The following is a 20,732-nucleotide window of genomic DNA, read 5'->3' on the forward strand; positions in this document are numbered from 1 at the left end:
TGGTGATTCAATTTCCGTCCATAGAATTATGATTTTGTTCACAGAGTTTAGTAAAGTTCAGCGATGGCAAGCGTGGAGAATGGGTGATGTTTCAGCGATCGAGCGGAATTCTTCTGCATCCGACGAGTTTACCGAGTGACTTTGGCATTGGGGATTTAGGGCGATCTGCATATGAGTTTGTAGATTTTCTCGCCAAAAGTGGTCAAACGCTGTGGCAAATTTTGCCGCTGGCTCCGACCGGCTACGAACATTCACCCTACACCATGAATTTCAGCGTGTTTGCGGGTAATCCATTGATGATTAGCTTGGAACAGCTTGCCGAAGAAGGATTACTGAAGCCCGAAGAAGTGATCCCGATTGAAGGGGGACGGGAGCGAGTTGAGTTCGATCGCGTGATTCCTTACAAGACCAAACTGCTGAAGTTAGCGTTCGATCGCTTCAAGCCACAGCCTGATTTCAAGGACTTTTGCCAGCAGCAATCCCAGTGGCTAGATGATTTTGCATTGTTTATGGCATTACTTGAAGCCAACCCTGGAAAAGATTGGCATCACTGGGATCGAGGACTAGCAAAACGCGATCCTGATGCTCTTAAATCGGCAACTGAAGCCTTGCAGCCAGCCATCCAGTTTCATCAATTTCTACAATTCAAGTTCTTTGAACAGTGGATGAAGTTGCGGCACTATGCCAATGCTAAGAACATTCAGATTATTGGTGATATTTCGATCTATGTTTGCCATAACAGCGCCGACGTCTGGGCGCATCCAGAGATTTTCAAGCTCGATCGAGACACGTTTGAGCCGACCTTTATTGCAGGTGTTCCACCAGATTATTTCAGCGCCACTGGGCAGCTTTGGGGAAATCCCGTTTATGACTGGGATCAACTCCAGAAAAGCAAATATGAGTGGTGGATTCAGCGCTTTCAAACCACTTTGCAGTATGTTGATATTGTTCGAGTTGACCATTTCCGAGGCTTCCAAGCGTATTGGCAAGTTCCCGCCGGTGAAGAAACGGCGATCAATGGAGAATGGATCGAAGCACCGGGAGCCGAGTTTTTTGAAACCTTGGGAGCGCGTTTAGGCGAATTGCCAATTCTGGCGGAAGACCTTGGGATTATTACCCCCGAAGTTGAGGAGCTACGCGATCGCTTCAATTTCCCCGGCATGAAGATTCTACAGTTCGCTTTTAGTGATGATGCAAACAACACACATCTACCGCATCACTATGTTCAAAACAGCATCGTTTATCCTGGGACACACGATAACGATACTGCGATCGGCTGGTGGAACACAGCAACACCGCACGAAAAAGAATTCTTCGCGCAGTACATTGGCTATACTCCGGATGAGACAAACATTCATTGGGCATTAGTCCGGATGGCGTTTGCGTCTGTGTCGGTTTGGGCAATTCCAGCGCTGCAAGACATTCTAGGACTGGATGGACGATCGCGCATGAATGATCCGAGCCAATATGCAGGCAATTGGCGCTGGCGATATCCAAGCTCTGAACTGCTCACCGATGAACTGGCGGAAAAGCTGCGATCGATGACCGCTTGCTACAGTCGGCTGAAGTCATAAATCATCTTGCAAGAAGGTTTCAAGTTGCAGGGTTCCGCTTACGCTGTAAATCAATAAATCAATTGCAGCGTTTCTAGGACAGCATACATGGATCGATTGAACTTGAGCGGTTTTCGACAATTCTGGACGATCGCGAAACCCTACTGGCAAGGGAACGAAAAGTGGCAGGCAAGAGGCTTGTTGCTGAGTGTGGTGCTATTTTTGCTGGCGTACACGGGTTTGAGCGTGATTCTGAACAACAAGCGAGGCGTGTTAATTTCCGCGCTTTCTGCCCGTGATGAATCGCGATTCTGGCAAACCGTGTTTGTGTTTATTGCTGTTCTGGTAATTTATGCGCCATTGCTTGCAGGCTATCGCTATCTACGCGATCGTCTCAGCTTACAGTGGCGACGTTGGCTAACGACGCGCTTTGTGGATAGTTACTTTAACGATCGGGCTTATTATGAACTGACCGCAAAACCTGAAATCGATAACCCCGATCAGCGAATCGCTGAAGATGTTCGGAGCTTTACGCAAGAGTCGCTTGCCTTTTTGTTGGTTCTAGTTGAATCGGTTCTCTCGGTGATTGCCTTTAGCGGGGTGCTTTGGGGCATTTCTAAACCGCTAGTGATTTTTCTAGTGTTGTATGCGCTGGCAGGAACGCTTGTAACCACCGTTGTCTTTGGTAAGCCTTTGGTGCGGCTGAATTTTGAGCAACTGAAAAAAGAAGCAGATTTTCGATTTAGCTTGGTGCGGATTCGCGAGAATGCTGAAGCGATCGCGTTCTATCGGGGCGAAGAACAAGAATCGAACCAGGTCAAAGCGCGGTTTCTTGAAGTATTTGAAAATGTGAAACGGCTGCTGATTTGGGAACTCAATCTGAATGTGTTGACGAATGCGTATGAGTTTATTCCGTTTATTCTGCCTGCTTTAGTCGTTGCTCCTGCAATCTTTGCGGGAGAGATGGAAGTGGGTAAAGTGACTGAAGCTCAAGGCGCGTTTGTTCGAGTGTTCTTCTCGCTCAATGTTGTTGTTGCAAGATTCCAAGCGTTAACAACCTTTGGGGCTGGAATTAATCGTCTATCCAGCTTTGCAGAATTTTTAGAACAAAAAGATGCTGTAGATGAACAAGCAATCATTCAAACCACCGAAGACGATCGCATCACGATCGAACACCTAACCCTTCAAACTCCAAACCGACAACGTACATTAGTTGAAAACTTATCAATCGAGCTTCCCAAACAGCAAGGGCTTTTAGTCATGGGTGCAAGTGGCTGTGGTAAAAGTTCTTTATTAAGAGCGATCGCAGGCTTATGGAACGCTGGGACTGGAACGATCGTGCGTCCCAATTTAAATCAGGTTCTATTTTTACCGCAACGTCCTTACATGGTGTTGGGAACCTTGCGCGATCAGTTGCTTTATCCAAACTCCGACCTTGAAATCGAAGATGCTCAGCTACAACAGATATTAGAGCAAGTTAATTTAGCGGATTTAGCCGATCGCTTCGGGGGCTTTGGAGCAAAACAAGAGTGGTCAGATGTCTTATCGCTGGGAGAACAACAGCGCCTTACCTTTGCTCGATTGCTGTTGAATAAGCCAGATTATGCCATTCTCGATGAAGCCACCAGCGCTTTAGATCAAGCAAACGAGGAGCGATTATACGAGCATTTAGAGCGAGTTGGGACAACTTTCCTCAGTGTGGGACATCGATCGACATTAGCAAAATATCATCAAGCCATTCTGGAATTCTCGCAGGACAAAACCTGGAAATTAAAACATCCGCAAGAAGTTAGCAATTGAAACAAAGAGCGGCTCCGATCAAACGATCGAGCCGCTCTGAAAAACTAGACTTCCGCCGGAGCCTCATTCATCAACTCTTTAAGCACTTCATCGATCCGTTTGTTCAAAAACACAGCACTTTCATCGACTGCCCGAACCCAAGTGACAGGAAACCAATGATGCTGTCGATCGGGAGAATCAAGCTTTTTCATTTTGATATACTTTCCGCCCTCAACTTGATCTACAGTTCCGATGTGCACATCTGATGCGCCATCCAAACCGCCAGGGCCTTCAGCATAAATTGCTAAATCTGCTCTAATTTTAGAAATGTCCACGATTGTGTCCTCGATATAAAAAATGGTTTATTTGCCCGTAACTTTCTGGGTCAGTTCCCTTACTTTGCTCACTGAAGTCTCAATCAAGCTGGTTTCAGGAACCTCCTTTCCTTCTGCATCCACAATCCGCTTAAACGGTCCGGGCATCTTCTCAGGGTCTTGTCCTTCTTGCAGACGTTGTTGATAGATCTCTTCTTGAATCCCTGCTGCCTCAGTTTCTTCAAACGCCCGATCGATCTGCTCTTCGGCACTAATCGAAGAGGACGAAGACGGGGGTGCAGCGTAGCTCGGTAAGTTTAGAAATACAAAGTTAGATACAGTAAACAATGCAACGAGCGACACGACTGCGATCGTTCGGCGCAACCCTCGCTGCAATGCCGATAAAACGATAGGCATCATTTAACCTCTTTAGATAAAAGCTGAGTCGCATTCTAAGCTGCTGCGATCGTCACTGCTTCTCCTGTAAGACAGATTCAATTTCACCCTGCGTCTGAAGTGAACTACAATCACTGCAAAAACTGCATCCTGAACGGATAGCGGTACGACTGTCCTCGGCTGGCTTTCACGGCAGCAAAGCTGATTACCACAATCATAAATCCCGCGAACAGCACAAGCGCCGCTACACCGAGCACTAGCAACCAAAAACAGTACCAAAAATAGTCTGATTTGGGGATGCACCTGTAATTGCAACCATGCAAGTCGTAAAATTCATCTAATGTGTTTAATAGCGCTCAAAGTTGACAAGGAACTGTATCTCTAGGCTGATTGATCTATTTCATTAGAGCATTTCAAAATACATCGATCGCATCTTTTTAACGACTATTGTGAGTGTTTTAATTCGGTTAATCTTAGGGCTGGTGTTTGCGGTTGGGAGTCTCTTTAGCTACTTTGGGGCAACGAATGTCAATCCCGTTACGGGCGAAAACCAGCGCGTTCAACTGTCGCCCCGACAAGAAATCGCGCTCGGACTGCAAAGCCGTCAGCAAATGGCAGCTCGGCACGGCGGACTTTTCCCTGAGCAATCGCTGCAAGACTACATCGATGCAGTTGGTGAACGGGTGGTTCAGCGATCGGAGGCTGCTAAAGCGCCCTACCCGTTTGAGTTCCATCTGCTGCGCGATTCCCAGACAGTCAATGCCTTTGCGCTTCCAGGCGGACAAATCTTCATTACCGCAGCACTTCTAGGACGAATGAACTCAGAAGCGCAGCTAGCTGCCGTATTAGGGCATGAAGTCGGTCACGTAGTTGGGCGACACGGAGCCGAGCATCTTGCCAAACAGCAGCTTGGTGTTTCTCTGGTGAACGCGATCGGAGTTGCAGCAAGTGGTGGAGAAGATGGCGGACAGGGAGCCGCCGCGATCGCTCAAGCTGCAAATCAGCTTGTTAACCTCCGCTACGGTCGCCAGGATGAGGCGGAAAGCGATCGACTCGGACTAAAATTCATGCTTCAAGCAGGCTACGACCCGCGAGGCATTCTCGAACTCATGCAAATTTTGGCGCAGAGTTCGGGGGGACGAAAACCAGAGTTTCTCAGTTCTCATCCTGACCCCGGCAATCGCTTACAGACCTTGAAAGCGGCGATTCAAAAGTCCTTTCCTCAAGGCATTCCGCCGAACTTAGAAGACGGGCGCGATCGCTTTGCTCAAGTGGTTCGCCGCAGATAGGAGAAACACCATGAATCTAATGATTTTGTACTGGGTATTAGTCGCGGTAATGCTAGTTGGAGTTGCGGGAGCAGTGTTACCCGGAGTGCCGGGGCCTAGCTTAATTCTGGCAGCAATTTTAGTGTGGTGTGTGGTGACAAAGTTTGCCATTCCGCTACTGCCGCTCGGATTGATCTTCGTGGCGCTGATTCTGAGTGCTGTTGTAGAATGGCTCGGCTCTTACTGGGGAGCCAAACAAGCAGGAGCGAGTAAGTGGAGCCAGTATGGAATGCTTGCGGGCATGGCGATCGGCTTTTTTGGGTTGTTGCCTGCGTTGCCGCTTGGCGGCCCCATTGCTGGAATCCTCATCGGTGGTCTACTGGGTGGATTTATCGGTGAGTATCTTTATCGCCGCAATCTCCCAGCCTCAGAACGCCTTAAAACGGCGGGAAAAGTGAGTCTCGCGATCGGCTTTGGCGCACTGATCGGAAACTTAATCGAAGTTGTGTTAGCGATCGCAGCCGTTGGCATCTTTGTCTGGTCAACCTGGTCATCGGTGATGTGGGCTTAATTCACTCTCGCTCGAAACCGAATAAAGCCAAACGAATTCGGAGTGCCCTTTGCGGTGGCATGGGGAAGATTGTTTAATTTCAGCATGATTGCCCCATTTGGAACAATGACCGATGCTCCGTTTGCACCACAAGGAGCAGCAGTTCCCGGTGCAAAGAACTGCCCTCGATCGGGTACATCATCGGCATTACTGAGATAGACCGTGGCGCTGTCGATCGTTAGTTGCATCCCAAAGTTGCCTGCAGATGTGGGGCTATCCTTCGGTGTGCTGGTATTAAAGGTATTCGGAATAAACGTTGTGTTCGGTGGAATCAAGTCGCAGATCGTCACATTCTGAGCAGCACTACTTCCATCTGAGAGAAAGTAAATCGTGTACTCTAAGCTATCACCGGGTTTAACCGGAACGGAATCTGCCGCAGTAATGCCTTTCCCAGTGCGACCTACAATATAGTTCATTGTCCAGTTGCGAGAACTATCATCGCTTGAGTCTGCTGGATCATCAATCACATCCGTGTAAGCAATGTTATTCAGCGCAGTAATACGTTTCACCAATCGTAAATTTGCAGAGGGATTGTCGATGATTCTGACAGGCGCGGTTTCTGTGTTGCTGGGAAAATAAGTCCAGATATCTAAGCCCTTGGTGTTTCCAAACGAACCTCCACATCTCTGATTGGGCTGAGGTGTGTTTGTTGAGACACCAAAGCTGCGCTCGCTTCCTCGACTATCAAACCCGGTGATCGCGTTGCTGGCGGGGGGAGAAGGTCTTGTTGTTCCCGTAGCAGCGCAAAGAACTTGACCCACGGTGCCAACGGTTGTGCCTGCGAGTGTTCGATAGCCGCGATCGTCGTAGAAAGCTTGGTATCTTCCAAGCGGATTCGTCTCGTTCAGCAACTCGATTGTAGGACCACCATTGACATTGTTTTCAGCATCTAATAGCGGAAAATGATACTCACCTGCATGGACTCGAATTCGAGCAGGATAAGTTCCGACTGGAAAAGCAACGCCGCTATTATCTTGCCCATTCCAGTCTACAGATTGTATCCCCAAATTAAACATAACTCCACGTAGCGCCCGATTATTGGGATTCGTCGGATCAAAATCAATTCCATCACGGCTAATCACTAATTGATAGTTGCCTGCGATCGAACTGTTAAAGGTGAAGGTTCCGCCCTGATTGACAACGCTCGTATTTTGATTGAATTTGCCGAGAAATTTCAGATCACTGACACTAGGTCGGACAGGAATTAACGGAATGCTACCTAGAAGTTGGTTTCCATTAATATCGTAACGAGTCACTGCTGATAAAGCGGCTTGATTCGGCAGATTAAGAAATGTCGCAAACTGAGGACGAGCAAGACTAACCCCACTCTCTAGGTCAGCTAAGTTTTCATCTCCTCCAATGACATCACGATAGAGCGGTGTCTTACCATCGCTGTCAAAGAAACCAACCTGGTTACCGTAAACGACAAATCCATCTGGATCAAGTCCCCGTAAGGTAATCCTGTATTGATAGCCATCATTGGTAACGGGATAAATTGAGAAATTGAGGAAGCGTCGGTTTCCTCCGGTAAATAGTGTCAAGTAGTAAGTAAATAATCGTCCAGGGAAATCCTGCGTGGAATTGATGTCATTGCTTCTCACCGTAACATCCCAAGCCGCAACACTGTTTCCTTGACTATTATTGTCGGTACTGAAGTTGTTGATTGATCCATCCGGGTTGCCCTGGGTTGTATTTGGACCAAAAAAAACAACATCATAAACCCCGGTTCTTGGAGCGGTGTAATAACAAGGAACATAGCCGCTAGTGTTCCCTGTTCCAGAAATCGATTGAGGACCTGCTAACTCCATGGTGCGGTCTGTAATGCGTCCTCGCGCTGGATTACCTAAGTTCGTGCGTTGAGCAGAACATCGAAAGTCAGCCGACGAAGAAACTGGAACTGTTTCACTGCCGCTCTGACCTGTAACACGACCAGGGTTGAATACTAGAATTTCAGCGCTACTCCTAGTGTTACTTGAGCCAAGCAAGATATTTTCGCCTTGAACCGCATAGACTTTCAGTAATGTGCGCCGTGTTAACAGCCCACCATAGAGCGAGTCCATTCGCCACTCTAAGTTTGATCGATTCCCGGTTGCACCCGAAGGATAAAGTGTGCGGCTGCCTTCTGCTTGTGCTACTTGCGTTCCAGTAAGCCAAAGACAAGCGATAAGAGTTCCTATCCTTCCAAGATGTTGAGAAGGCTTTCTAAGCATTAGAAGCAGTTGAAGTAAGCAAGACATAACAGTAATCTAGTGAGACTGAGAGGGGGCTTTTGCGTCAGATTGCATTACGGTTTTTTGTTCGGGCGGCGTTTGCGGTTTGGGGAACCGTTGCAACCCGAAGCCGTTGAACAGTTCGTTCACTTTCAGGGTTACGCCAACATACAGCCCACTGGTCGATCGCGAACCCGTAAAATCGCGATCGTTTGCCCGTCCGAAGCTATAACCTGCTGAAAGCCTCAGATCTGGCGTGAGATAATATCCTGCTTCGAGTGCCCAACCGAGTTCGTTAAAGCCTGTGGTCGATTGTCCGATCCAACGTCCCTCAGCAGCGACATCCCACCGATAGCCCAATCGGTAAACCACCCGACCTTGCGCCAAGGTAACAGTGCTGGTTCCAGCTAAATCACTCGCTAGATACGAAGTGCTCTCTCTCAGAGCAAACTTTCCGTAGAATTCCCAACGCCAGTTCGGAGCGTAGATCGCTTCAAGTGCAAACAGATTTTCGGTTGTGCCTGTGCCGCTCCCAAGCAGAATCGTATCGGGAATCGTTGAGGGATTTTTGCGGTATTCGTAGCGGAGTAAAGCATTAAAGCGATCGTCGTTCGGGTCTCGATAGGCCAGTCCTAGTCTTAACGTCTTTGTATCATCGAGTCCCACTAAAGCTTGATTCGCGGCATTGGCTTGTTGATACTGAAACAGTGCAGTGAGCGCAGGGCTAATTTTTCCGGCGGCACCTGCTGAAATCACAGTATTTGCACCTGCTGAGGAAGTTCGACGCTCAAAGCGGGCACTCGCCTGAAAGCGGGACTCATCCGAATATTCCAGCCCAATACTATAGTTATCTCCACTTTCTAAGCCTAAGCTTGCAGCACTTTGTCCGACTGCAAATGGTTGTGCGAAGATAGTTCCTGCGGCACTGCGGCTCGAAATCGTACTAAACACGCGCTCGTATGCAAGATTTGCCCTCAGCTCAGGAGAGATTCTGAGAATTTGATTCAGTCCGATCGCCGCTTGAATGTTCGTGCCATTTGCCCCGCCCAACAGCGTGTAACGTCCGGTTAAGGTAGTGTCCCGAAATAGCTTGTGTTCACCTAACACGTTGAGATTGGTCAGCGATTGACCGGCAAACTGTCCGCGATGATAGAACTGTTGAGCAAGCTGGACTCTAACTCCTGGGAGTGCTTGCCAGTTTAAGCCGAGTAAAGTGCGATCGTTAAAGACTGGATCAATTCCCGAGGATAAAGTTGTTTCGTTCTGAGCCAGGAAGGCTAAGGTTTCAGTCAGAGGAAACGTGAGCCGCGATCGCAATTGTTCAGAGCTTCCAGAGAAGATTGCAGGAGTTAGGCGATCTTGGCGATCGCGATACAGCCAATCTAAGCTAAAGCTTGCAGTTCCGAAGCGTTGTTCTATCCCTGCTGTAATAGTTGTCAGAGAATTGTCTACTCGCGATCCAGGAATCGGAGCCGTGCGAGGAGTCAACAATTCATCGATCAGAGTGAGAGGACGGGGGGCAATTCCAGTATTGTCTTCTTTGTCGTATTGCACTCTAACATTGGTCGTCGGAGAAACGGTGGTAGAAACTTGTGCGCCATAGCGAGTTTGTCCGGGTGTGAAGCTCGTTGTTGCATTGTTGTTAAAGCCTGCATCAGTTTTACGATAGTAGGCTTGCCCAAAGATACCCTGAGCAATTTGGCTGTTGAGTTCAAGGCGATAGGCTGAACCGCGAACTGAACTACCTAAGTCTAATGAATTTTCGGAATGAGCATATTCGGCAATCAGTTGTGTAGATGTTCCGAATCTTAGTAGTGCATCGGCTCCAAATAATTCAAATTGACGTACCCCTTGATTTTCTTGCAGATAGGTTGCACCGACCCAGCTTTCACGATCGAGTCCTCGCGCAAAGTTGTACTGTAATCGTCCTGCGTAAAGATTGTTATTCGATCCACGCTGTTGGTACTGATAGGTTACAACAATCCGGCGAACCAGTGTTTCACCGTTTACACCAATGTCGGTTCTTAAAATTGGCTGACGGAATAATAGTGAGCCACGATCGTAGTCAATCTCATAATCTGCACCCCGGCTTAGGGATTGTCGATCGATCACTGTTCCCGGTCGATTCAGTTCTTCAGTTTCGAGAAAAACATTCTCACTACCTTCGAGCAACAATCGGCGCGATAGAAAGTAGAAACCGCTTGTGCCATCGGGTGGAATTGTATCTCGCTGAAAGCCTTCTAAGTTGTCGGCAAAAATTCCTGTGATCTGAAGATTGCCGATGTTGTAGTTCGTTTTGAAGCCGTGGAGCTGGCGTGTTGTTGCGGTGAAGGTTTGCGATCGTCGCGCAAATTCCTCGGTATTGAAATCTCCCCACATTGCATAGTCTATCCCTGCTCCTGAAACGGGAGAAGTGCGCTCAAATCTGAGGAATAAACTATCGCGTGAGGGTGTAATTGCAGTCGTCGAAGAACTATCGCCATAAACCGGATAGTTCTGATCGCAGGGTTGAATATCGCGATATAACCTTGCCGTTGAATCGCAGGTTTCATTCAGCGTTCTACTATTGTTAAACGCTCCGGTAAACAACCAGGTTCCGATCCGACCTGTGGCAAACACTACCGCTTGTGCATCCAGTCGGTAAGGATTGTTTCGATCTTCGGGATTAAAATCTCTCAGCCTGCCAAAGTAGTCTGTTCCACGTCTGCCAAAGCGCAAATCAATCACACCCGTTGCGATCGAGGGTCTGAGATCGGTTTCAAAATTTAGCTGCGAGAAAGCTTCTAACGCATTTGCCCGCGCCTGAATTGTCACGGCTCTCGGTTCAAGTCCCGCTCTCAAAGTTGTGGTAAATCTTCCCTGCTGTGCTTTCACCTGAAATCCAGGCTGCTCTTTGTCGGCATCTGTACCTATAAATTCGCCTGCGGTTACTGATAAGGTAACAGTCGTTTCTCGATTTGAGAGATTGCCTTGAGCATCTAACACCTGACCTTCGATCGTTGCGGTCGATCGACCATCTGCGGGAATACGCGATTCAACGGAACTCACAGTGAGTCTAGCTGCCTCGCCCCGAACCTGTATGTCGATTGTAGCCGTTGCACCTTTTCCGCCATTAACGATCGTTTGAGCGGTTAAGGTGTTCTTGCCGTCTTTGAGTGCAACTCCATACCAAGCTTGTGTAATCGTAGTGCTGCTCGTTTCTGTGCGTCCAATCAAGCGATCGCTCACTCGCTCACCATTGGCAAACAGTTCAACTTTTGCATCCTTCGGGTATTGCAACACAACCGTTGCAGACGGCAAGTCGAGAACATTGTTAACCGCAGGAGAAACAAATTTTAGCGCTGGTTGAGACTGGGTTTGAACTGAAGCAGGAGTGGCATCAGCTTGCGGAACTTTGAACACGATCGCCAGCAAGGGAATCAGACAGAAAGCGTAAACCGATCGGATTTTCATTTTCTCGCCTCCCGTTGCGCTGGCGTAACCGCGAAATTCATTCGCACCAATCCACCCGGAGCAAGCCGAACTAAGCGAGATTGGCTATTGCGTTCAACAAATCTTGGATTCGGCGCAAGGGTATAACCTGGAATGCTCGTCAGATCTAAAACGCCGATGCGATAGCCCGCTAGCACATTCGCAACGGAGAACAATCCATTGACATCTGTGGTGATGCGATTGCCATCATCCAGAAAAATTACTGCATTCGGAATTCCAGGCTCTCCGGGCTGTTGTTCCCCATCAAAGTTTTTATCTTCAAACACCCGACCCATAATCGTTCCGCAGTCAGTTAAGATGCCGTTGCGAACCCGGAGCCGATGTAGCGCGGGGCCATCTCTCACAATGTCCTGATTGTCCGATCGTGTCGCTTGAACTAGAGCGCGATTCTGCCCTGAGCCACGAATGGCATCTGGGGTTAATGTTGCTGCATACACCAGATTGAGAACTGGAGCCTGTGTGCCGGTGCTGGGAGGTAAGGTAATGTTCGGCAGCGTAAAGGTAATCGTAGAACCGTTCTCGATCGCAGCAACCGGAACAATCGTGTTTTGAAATTCCGCTTTTGCACTGTTCTCCCGGAATCGGAAGCCAAGCGGTAATACATCTGTGATCGTAAGATTACTAACAGAAGCACTCGCTAAACTGCGAACAGATAGTCGATACAGTACCGTGTCTCCGGGTACTGCAGTCGCTCGATCAGCCGTTTTGACAAGTTGAATGGCTTGCGCCTGACAGAGAGTGGCATCTAAGTCGATCGCAGCCAGCGACAATCCCACTTGCTCTGCATCTTGAATCGTTAACTGTCCATCAATGGAGTTGACTCCTGTGGTTGTACTCAAGGGTCTACCATCGAGCGAAACCGCAGTGTAAGACACCTGCCGTCCATTGCGACCTGTAATCGTTAATCGCACTCGACGCTGACTGTAAATCGAGCCTTGAGGCGGGTTAATCACCAGAATGTATTGCCTGCCGATCGCTAACTGTCCCCGTGCATCATCGAGCAGAAAGTTATATCGACCATCACTGTTAGCACTCAGAAAGAACGGATTGCTATTTTGACGGTTTGGATCAAGTCCAGCAGAAACGCCATTGTTCGGAATGTCTGGAAGTTCAGTTTTTGTTAGCGACACCAGTGAGCCAAGTTCAACTCCAGACGCATCTGCTGCATACACACTCACACTAAACCCTGAATAGCTTGACAATGCTTCCCCTGCACAGCCTGTAATCCGCCCTAGAGGATCAATTAAGCCCTGCTGAAGCCGATTGGTCACACTGCTAAATGAATTGCCTGCTGGATCGTTGTAAGTAAAAGTTGCGCGGTTGGTAATCGTCGAGGTCTTTGTTTGAGCTTGTGCAGGAGTCGCGAAAGCACTCACAGCGCAAAGTAACATCGCGGCACTCAATGTTTTGAGCGTTTTGAGCGTTTTGAGCGCGCGGGAAAACTGCTGCACTTTCGGGAGGGTCGATGAGTTCACAGTCTTGAATGCGTAGGATTTTCAGGGAAGCGGACTTTGATTGACCAAAGCAATCAAAGTCCTAAATATCTACCGAACGCTTACGTCGTAGGTCATCTCTAGACCCTTCTTGGGTGCGATCGATTTTGCATAAGTCCAGCGCACATGGCTATAGGCTTCGGGAGGTGCGGGCTGCATCTCAGTTCTGCCATCGGGTAATGTCATCTGTACTAGCGGATTTGCACTAAAGGTTTTACCGCCATCAATGCTGTAGCTGAGTTCAGCCCCGCTTGGGATCGCAGTGCCGATTGCATAAATTGTTCCTTTCGGCACGGGTTGTGTGATTACTAATTTCTCAGCCGCACGATCACCTGTGTTTTTTGCCACGACTTGAAATCTCAGAATTGTGCCTTTTTGCACGATCGTATCTTTGGTTAACTCATTCCAAGCCACTTGCTCTTTGCCGTGAGCATCTTTCCGCATTAGCTTTTGTTTTGCAATCAGCCGCAGTTCAACTTTCGGTTGGTTCAAGTTTTGAGCAATCGCTAACCCACGATCGAGCAATCTTGCCGCAGCGAATGTTCCGTCGATCGGAAACATTGCTACCGTTGCCACAATTCCTAGTCCTACCCAAACAAAATTCCGTTTCATGCTTCACTCCTGATGAACTATCTGATTTCACGGCGGAAAATAAACTCCCCAGATCCTTGAGGTGCAAGGATGGTGAGAGTATTGACATAGATTTGAATGTCTCCGCTGTTGGCAGTGCCGCTGATGGCTCCGCTTGTTGCAGTTGCCGAGCCTGGAAGGGTTCCGCCAACGGTGTCTCTTGTGGAGGTGAACCAATTGTTCGGCGCAGTTGCACCATCTTCAGTGATCACCAGGTTGTTAGCGGGGAGGTCAACACTACCGGAATTGTTCGGGGCTAGGGTTGAGATATTGCGATAGCGAATGCGATATTCGATGATGCGTCCGGGTCTTGCGGCTGCGCTCAGTGCCGCTTCATCGGTTGTATATCCCACAAGCTCGGTTGCACCAGCGAGAATGCGGGCATCTTTTTCAAGTTCTACATATCCGGTGTAGAGGCGATTGATTGTAATGTTTCCAGGCTCATTCGATGAGCTACCGTTATTGTTCTCATCAATGAACGCCAAGATTGGAACGGAGTAGCCGGTGGTCTGGGAGATTTCGCCTGGAAGATCGATCGTCACTGTATAGTTAGCCGTTCCCCCTGCCGTAACAGTTGCGAGCTTCACCGGATTGGTGGCGCTAGTATTAGTGCCTGATTGATAGACAAAGCTTGTGCCGTTGTATTCATACGCTGCGACATCTGATCCAACCGTAATTGTGACGATCGTTCCCGTAGCTAGACTATCTGGCGCAGTTGGCGGAATTGGAATCAAGGAGATTGTTGCTGGACTGCTGCTTGTGTTCCGAACGGTGTTGGTAAATGTTGTCGCTGGCGTTTGACTATCGTTTAACGGTAATCCTGGAGGGAGACCCGCAGGTAACACAATCGATCGGTTGGTAAAGTCGTCGTTGTTGGTGGTATTGATGGCATCAGGGCGACCGTTCGGGCCATTGAGCGGTGCGACTGCGATCGTATAGAGCGTAACTTCACCTCCGTCTGTATCGTTGAGATCTCCTTGGTTAGTGGTTGCAGTATCGGTTGGAGTGGTTCCGGTACCTGGATCAATGCCATCATTTGCCGGATTTGCGACTCCATCCCCAATTCCCCGTCCGGTTGCAGTCGCGCCACCGGTGTTTGGATCGGGGTTGCCGCCTTCTAGCTGGTTGTTGGGGGATTGATCACCGGATTCGTCGTACACCAGTTGAGTGGAAGTTCCGGGTGCGATAGTTCCGGGCTGTGATTGACCAAACACTTGAGCAATGTTGGTAATGCGTCCACCCGTAAAGCCAGAGATCGGATTGACCGAGAATGAGAAGCTTGTAACGGTTGTACCTTTGGCGATCGCGGTCGATCGGATAAAGCCAACCCGTGTAATCGTGCCGGAGCTTGGACGAATTGTGACCCAGTTGGCTTGGTGGGCGGGAATTGAAAGGGCGCTAGTTGTGTAGACGACTTGCCAGGTATTGTCGGGTGTGGTGGGCGTGGCTGTACTCAGCGCGGTTGCGGTTGGAATTGCATCCGATACTAAGATGCGGTTTTGATTTGCAGTTCCGCCATCTAAGTTAATCGCTGTGGGATGGAGATCCGAAGCAACTAGACCCGTAGGCGGAGAAGTGGGATTTTCCACCCGGAGCGCTAGTGAATAGGTTAATGCATCGTCTGTGAGGTCTGAGGGTGTGTTGTTGTTGCTGTAGCTTGAAGCCGCTTTGAGCAGGGTGGCGAAGGCTTGCAAGCGAGCATTGACAGTGATCGAAATACTGGTTGCCATCGCTTCGTTGACTTGAGTCAGAACGCCCTCGGTCTCACCAGAGACGCTGTCTGGATTATCTACGGTGTAGACATCAAGCGTATTGTTTACATTGCCCGTGTGATCGACGTTTTGAGCATTTGGCGTTGCGGTGTTACCTAGAGAAACCGTTGTCGTTGCGCTTGCGGGAGCCGTTCCATTCACTTGAATCGGAACGCGAACGGTGACGGTTCCAGTTGCACCACTGCCCCCGTTGGGTGGAATCGAGCCTCCTCCTGAGATTGCGCTTAGTAAGGTTCCAGTTGCACCACCGCCTGCAGGGACAGTGACCGGCGTGATATCTGAACCGTTGACTGCAACAATTTGCAAAGACCCATTCAGTGAGAAGTTAGTGCTATCGGAAAGAGTAGCTGTGCCCGGTATGAAAAACTGTGTCGGATCGTTCCCAACGTTTGTGATGGTGAAATCCACATAGAGCGTATCTCCTGCATTCGGAGTGAGATTGCTCGGAGTGTCGGCTGAGATGACGATTCCTGGGACTTCAGCAACCCTGACAGTTACAGTGTTAGACGTTGCGTTGTAGGTGGTTGTGCCATCCGAATAGGTTGCCGTGGCAGTGTTACTGATTTCGGTGTCAGCAACAGTCTGCGCGAGGGCGACTTTGATCCCAGAAAGGCTACTGCCGATTAGAAGCGTCGCTGCTAAAAGCTGGTAAGGGGTTGTTTTCATACGGGGCGGCAGGAGAAGAACTGAAGAGAGCGCATGAAGCTTGACCCCACCATGAATTTGTGAGGGCGCGATCGAGCGAAGAAGCTAGTAGAGAGTGAGTCAGAGGATCAGCCGCGAAAGTTCAGCACGATCGCAATCATCTAAAACTGCACAAGGCTCAAAATTTCTAAGTTGCCAGACTCAGCAGAAGGCTGTAATACATCTATCAAAGGGAACAGATCTACAATTGAAATGTGCCCATGCTTCTTGTAGTTATCAGCACAGTCCGGAAAAGTTCCGTTGGATCACTGACAGCATACTGATCTGGCTTAAGCTATCTAGCTTAGACATCGATAAATTTCTGCTGATAGCCGCTTAGGGAATTTTTGTTGCCTTGCATCCGTTCAAATCCAGCATCCGTGTTTATAGCAGCAACGCCCATTTATCTACTAAGGTGAAGAAAGTTCTTGTTGGTCTGAAAACATGACTGTTCAGCCCCAAACCATCCTGTTTGCTCAACATGGCATGACGGATCTTTCAGGGAGTCAGACGATCGCTCGACTGGCTCACGCACTGGCTCTGAAAGATACTCTGATCGTTGCACCCGAATTGCACTGGGTTAGGACTTTGTTTTATTTAGAACCGCTGATTCAGAGTGTTCAAGCGGTGGTGAGCGATACGTTAAGTAAATATCCTGACGTGCCGATTCGGATTATTGCCACTTCGATGGGAGGGGTGTTGTGGGTGGAATTGCTCGATCGACATCCCGAATGGTGGTCGCGGGTGCATTCGTTGGTGCTGCTGGGTGCGCCGATTGGAGGATCGCATATTGCCCGCAAGGTCGATCCGTTTGGTTGGGGGATTGGAATTGCGAGAGATTTAGGAATTAATCGAAGCGCGATCGCGCAGAGGATTGCCGCAGAAATTCCAACTTTAGTGGTGGCAAGCGATTGTGGTGACGGACACGATGGCGTTGTTACCGTTGAATCGGCGGTCATTCACGGTGCAGAATTTGTCTGTCTGTCTGGTGTGTCTCATCCCGATTTGCGAATTCATTCTGCGGTAATGCAGGAAGTTTGGAAGTTTTGGGCGAACATCAAGGAAACGATCGACTCGAAGTAACGCGCTATGACGTTGATGCCTGTTTGGGGTTCGCTGCTGATTTTTGTTCTGTGTCCGATTCTGGGAGGGTTGCCGCTGATTAGTTGGATCACCCGCGCTCTGGCTCGGAAACGACTGTCCGAATTGGGGACAGGAAATCTCAGTGTTTCAGCCGCGTTTTATCACGGGGGGAAGATTGTCGGGATTTTAGCCGTATTGTCTGAGGCGTTTAAGGGAATTGCAGCGGTATTGTTAGCCCGATCGTTTTTTCCCGATCGTCCAGAGTGGGAAGTGATTTCGCTGATTGCGCTGGTTTACGGACGGTATTTTATCGGCAAAGGAGCAGGCACAACGAATGTGGTGTGGGGCTATGCGGTGCATGATCCGATCACCTCGTTTCTTGTATTTTTGATCGGGGGAATTGGGTTTACGATTCTGCGAGAACGGCGATCGGGCAAGTTTGGCGTTCTGATTTTGTTTCCGCTGATCACAGCCTTGCGGCATCCGTCGGAGACTCCGTTGATTGGAAGCGCGATCTCACTTGCAGCTTTTTTGTGGTGGATTTATAACCAGATTCCAGACGACTTAAACCTTAAACCAGACCAAGCGCAGAGAGGATCACAGGCGATGTTTCAATTTCTAAGGGAGGATCGATCGCTCCTGACACTCGATCAAATCTTGAAAGCCGAGAAAGTTGGACAAAAGGCGGCAACGCTTTCGGAATTGAAGCGATCGGGCTATCCGGTTCCGGATGCTTGCATCTTGTTGCCCGGAGATGATCCGAAACCGTTGATTCAAGCATTGCAACCCTCGCGAGAGAATCCGCTGATTGTACGATCGTCCGCGATCGGAGAGGATTCTGAATCGGCTTCCGCAGCAGGGCAGTATGAATCGATCGCAAACATTACGCATCGAGACTTGCTTTTACCAGCGATTTTGCGGTGTTTGGAATCGTATGAGCAGGAATCTGCGGTGAAGTATCGGCGCGATCGAGAAATTTCTGATGCGTCGATGGTGGTGCTCGTTCAGCAGCAAGTCCGGGGGGTGTTTTCGGGAGTGGCGTTTAGTCGTGATCCGATTACGCGGCAGGGTGACAGCGTATTGATTGAAGCGTTACCGGGGACTGCCGATCGTGTGGTTTCAGGACAAGAGACACCTGAAAGTTATCAGGTGAATGTGCGAGAAGTCGGGGCGGATTGGAGACTACCAGAGGATGCGACGCTCGAAATCGAAGGAAAAGGAACGGTTCCAGGGCGATTAATTCAGCAAGTGGCATACCTAGCGCGGCATTTAGAAGAGCATTTTCATGGAGTGCCACAGGATATTGAGTGGAGTTTTGATGGGGAAACTTTGTGGGTGCTGCAATCGCGATCGATTACAACGCTCGCCCCAATCTGGACGCGCAAAATTGCCGCAGAAGTGATTCCTGGTGCAATTCGTCCTTTAACCTGGTCGATTAATCGTCCGCTGACTTGTGGCGTTTGGGGAAAGATTTTTACGATCGTGCTAGGCGATCGTGCTTCAGGTTTAGATTTTACTGAAACGGCAACCTTACACTATTCACACGCCTACTTCAATGCCACATTGTTAGGGCAGATTTTCCGGCGGATGGGATTGCCTGCTGAGAGTTTGGAGTTTTTAACCAGAGGGGCAAAGTTCAGCAAGCCACCGACACGATCGACGATCGCAAATTTGCCCGGATTGCTGCGATTACTCCAGCGTGAAATGCGATTAGAGCAGGATTTTGCACGAGACGAGCAGCTTTACTTTAGACCGATGCTGCTTAAACTGAGAAATTTCTCGTTCTCGGCAGAAACGTTTGCGATCGGAACACAAGAATTTCGGTCTGGAACACAAGAATTTCGGTCTGGAACACAAGAGTTTCGGTCTGGAACACAAGAGTTTCGGTCTGGAACACAAGGATTTCCGTCCGGAACACAAGGATTTCCGTCCGGAACACAAGGATTTCCGTCCGGAACACAAAACGTTGAGCTTGACACTCAAGAGATCCAGCAAATTACTCAAGAAATTCAGCAAATTCTTGAACTATTAGAGCGAGCGACCTATTACAGCATTCTTGCTCCTTTGAGTGCGGCACTCAGAAAAGCAGTCTTTCGAGTCCGCGATGAAGACCTGGATAACCGAGACACTCCGGAAGTTGCAGCACTACGATCGCTCTCTGATTTGGCGGCTTCTGCTCGATCGGTGTTAGAAAATTCCGAGAGTCAAGAAGATCTGTTCGTTCAACTTGCTCAAACGGATCAGGGACAAGCCATTCTGAGGCAGTTTGATCAACTCCTCGACCAATACGGTTACTTAAGCGAAGTCGGAACTGATATCGCTGTCCCAACTTGGCGTGAACAACCGCAACCTGTGCGCGAACTCTTCCAACAATTTTGCTTAAGTCCGGCTCCCGCCCCGGCAACCCCGCAGATTAAAAACAAGGGCGTTCAGCGACGCATTGCCCTAAAGGGAAAAGTCACTGAAATTTACAGTCGTTTACTCGCAGAACTGCGCTGGCGATTTGTGGCGATCGAACAACTTTGGCTCAAGTCCGGCATTCTCTCCGAATCAGGTGACATCTTCTTTCTGACCTATGCGGAAATCCAGCAATCCACGGGTTCAAACCCAGACTTCCAAGCTCAATTTTCCCAACTGATCGAGCAGCGTCGATCGCAATTCGAGCACGATCGCCAACTCTCCCCAATTCCCCAACTCGTTTATGGCGACGATCCCCCCGCTCCCCAACTCCCCACTTGGCAAGCCTCAGACCAATTACAAGGCATCGGAGCCAGCGCGGGACAAGTCGAGGGAACAATCCGAGTGCTGCGATCGCTCAATGGTTCGATTAATGTCGATCGTGAAACCATTCTCGTCGTTCCTTATACGGACTCAGGCTGGATGCCCGTTCTAGCGAGAGTCGGCGGACTGATTGCCGAAGTTGGGGGACGGCTTTCACATGGCGCGATCGTGGCGCGAGAATATCGTATCCCGGCAGTGATGGATGTTCCGAACGCGACCGAAATTCTGCAAGACGGGCAGCGCGTTCGGATTAATGGGCAGCAGGGAACGATCGAAATTCTCTAAGGTTGAGATTTCAGGGCTTCTTTGGCTTTTGCCTCAAACCAAGCGACCACTTGCGGAACCGTCAGCGATTCGATCGGTGTTCCATTCGTCTGTGCAATCTGCATTAAGGGATTGATCGAAGCAACGACAAGCTTCGAGAAGAACTTCTTAAACTCGTTATCAATCCCGCCCTGTAAGCTTTCATCTTGATAGATCCAATCTTCGATCTGTGTAGGTTGCAAATCTGCGATCGCTTGTCCTGACGCTTGAGCGATTTTTTTGAGCGATCGTAACGAATAAATTGCGACTCGCGCTGAGAACTTATCTTTTGAGGTTAACAGCGCTTTATCGACTTCGATACATTCTTCGGGTGTGAGAAATTCTGAATTCGGCTGCATAAAGA

The 20,732-nt window shown here is 49.1% G+C and carries 14 protein-coding genes; 6 read left to right on the forward strand and 8 right to left on the reverse strand.

All coding sequences use genetic code 11. The annotated features are described in order from the left end of the window. The first annotated feature begins 83 nt into the window (after positions 1–83). A complete protein-coding gene (malQ, locus tag NC981_RS11365; RefSeq protein WP_348242923.1) occupies positions 84–1,574 on the forward strand; it encodes a 4-alpha-glucanotransferase in 1,491 nt (496 codons plus the stop codon). Between the two features lie 87 nt (positions 1,575–1,661). After that, positions 1,662–3,353 carry an ABC transporter ATP-binding protein/permease gene (locus NC981_RS11370; protein WP_348242924.1) on the forward strand — a complete coding sequence of 564 codons (1,692 nt, stop codon included), beginning with the start codon at positions 1,662–1,664 and terminating at the stop codon, positions 3,351–3,353. 44 nt (positions 3,354–3,397) lie between these two features. On the opposite strand, the gene NC981_RS11375 is transcribed toward NC981_RS11370, so the two are convergent. Together NC981_RS11375 and NC981_RS11380 are read right to left on the reverse strand one after the other, a co-directional pair. Continuing rightward, on the reverse strand, positions 3,398–3,667 hold the full coding sequence (locus NC981_RS11375; protein ID WP_190376663.1) for a DUF2171 domain-containing protein: 270 nt from the start codon (positions 3,665–3,667) through the stop codon (positions 3,398–3,400). A 27-nt stretch (positions 3,668–3,694) separates the two neighbouring features. After that, positions 3,695–4,063 carry a hypothetical protein gene (locus NC981_RS11380; RefSeq protein ID WP_348242925.1) on the reverse strand — a complete coding sequence of 123 codons (369 nt, stop codon included), beginning with the start codon at positions 4,061–4,063 and terminating at the stop codon, positions 3,695–3,697. Positions 4,064–4,488: 425 nt separating this feature from the next. Between NC981_RS11380 and NC981_RS11385 the strand changes: the two genes are divergently transcribed. Both NC981_RS11385 and NC981_RS11390 read left to right on the forward strand, forming a co-directional pair. Further along, on the forward strand, positions 4,489–5,331 hold the full coding sequence (locus NC981_RS11385) for a M48 family metalloprotease (protein ID WP_348243231.1): 843 nt from the start codon (positions 4,489–4,491) through the stop codon (positions 5,329–5,331). A 10-nt stretch (positions 5,332–5,341) separates the two neighbouring features. Then, positions 5,342–5,881, forward strand: coding sequence for a DUF456 family protein (locus NC981_RS11390; RefSeq protein WP_348242926.1), 540 nt, complete (start codon positions 5,342–5,344; stop codon positions 5,879–5,881). Here the strand turns inward: NC981_RS11390 and NC981_RS11395 are convergent. The 5 genes from NC981_RS11395 to NC981_RS11415 form a co-directional block, all read right to left on the reverse strand. Beyond that, the gene (locus NC981_RS11395; RefSeq protein WP_348242927.1) at positions 5,878–8,157 is read right to left on the reverse strand and encodes a DUF11 domain-containing protein; all 2,280 of its coding nucleotides are present in this window, start codon (positions 8,155–8,157) and stop codon (positions 5,878–5,880) included. The genes NC981_RS11390 and NC981_RS11395 overlap by 4 nt on opposite strands. Before the next feature lie 9 nt (positions 8,158–8,166). Next, positions 8,167–11,583, reverse strand: a complete 3,417-nt coding sequence (locus tag NC981_RS11400) for a TonB-dependent receptor (protein WP_348242928.1) — start codon at positions 11,581–11,583, stop codon at positions 8,167–8,169. Then, positions 11,580–13,097 carry a hypothetical protein gene (locus NC981_RS11405; protein ID WP_348242929.1) on the reverse strand — a complete coding sequence of 506 codons (1,518 nt, stop codon included), beginning with the start codon at positions 13,095–13,097 and terminating at the stop codon, positions 11,580–11,582. The genes NC981_RS11400 and NC981_RS11405 overlap by 4 nt, the downstream gene beginning before the upstream one ends. A gap of 69 nt (positions 13,098–13,166) precedes the next feature. Then, positions 13,167–13,727 (reverse strand): hypothetical protein, encoded by a 561-nt coding sequence (locus NC981_RS11410; RefSeq protein WP_348242930.1) that lies wholly within the window; start codon positions 13,725–13,727, stop codon positions 13,167–13,169. Between the two features lie 17 nt (positions 13,728–13,744). Next, positions 13,745–16,183, reverse strand: a complete 2,439-nt coding sequence (locus NC981_RS11415) for a hypothetical protein (protein ID WP_348242931.1) — start codon at positions 16,181–16,183, stop codon at positions 13,745–13,747. 462 nt (positions 16,184–16,645) lie between these two features. Between NC981_RS11415 and NC981_RS11420 the strand changes: the two genes are divergently transcribed. Next, entirely contained in the window at positions 16,646–17,284 is a 639-nt protein-coding gene (locus NC981_RS11420) for an alpha/beta hydrolase (RefSeq protein WP_348242932.1), read from the forward strand. Between the two features lie 12 nt (positions 17,285–17,296). Then, positions 17,297–20,350, forward strand: a complete 3,054-nt coding sequence (locus NC981_RS11425) for a glycerol-3-phosphate acyltransferase (RefSeq protein ID WP_348243233.1) — start codon at positions 17,297–17,299, stop codon at positions 20,348–20,350. On the opposite strand, the gene NC981_RS11430 is transcribed toward NC981_RS11425, so the two are convergent. Next, positions 20,347–20,727 carry a hypothetical protein gene (locus NC981_RS11430; RefSeq protein WP_348242933.1) on the reverse strand — a complete coding sequence of 127 codons (381 nt, stop codon included), beginning with the start codon at positions 20,725–20,727 and terminating at the stop codon, positions 20,347–20,349. The genes NC981_RS11425 and NC981_RS11430 overlap by 4 nt on opposite strands. Positions 20,728–20,732: the final 5 nt, after the last annotated feature.

The sequence above is a fragment of the Leptolyngbya sp. DQ-M1 genome (genome assembly GCF_039962505.1).
GTDB lineage: Bacteria > Cyanobacteriota > Cyanobacteriia > Leptolyngbyales > Leptolyngbyaceae > Leptolyngbya.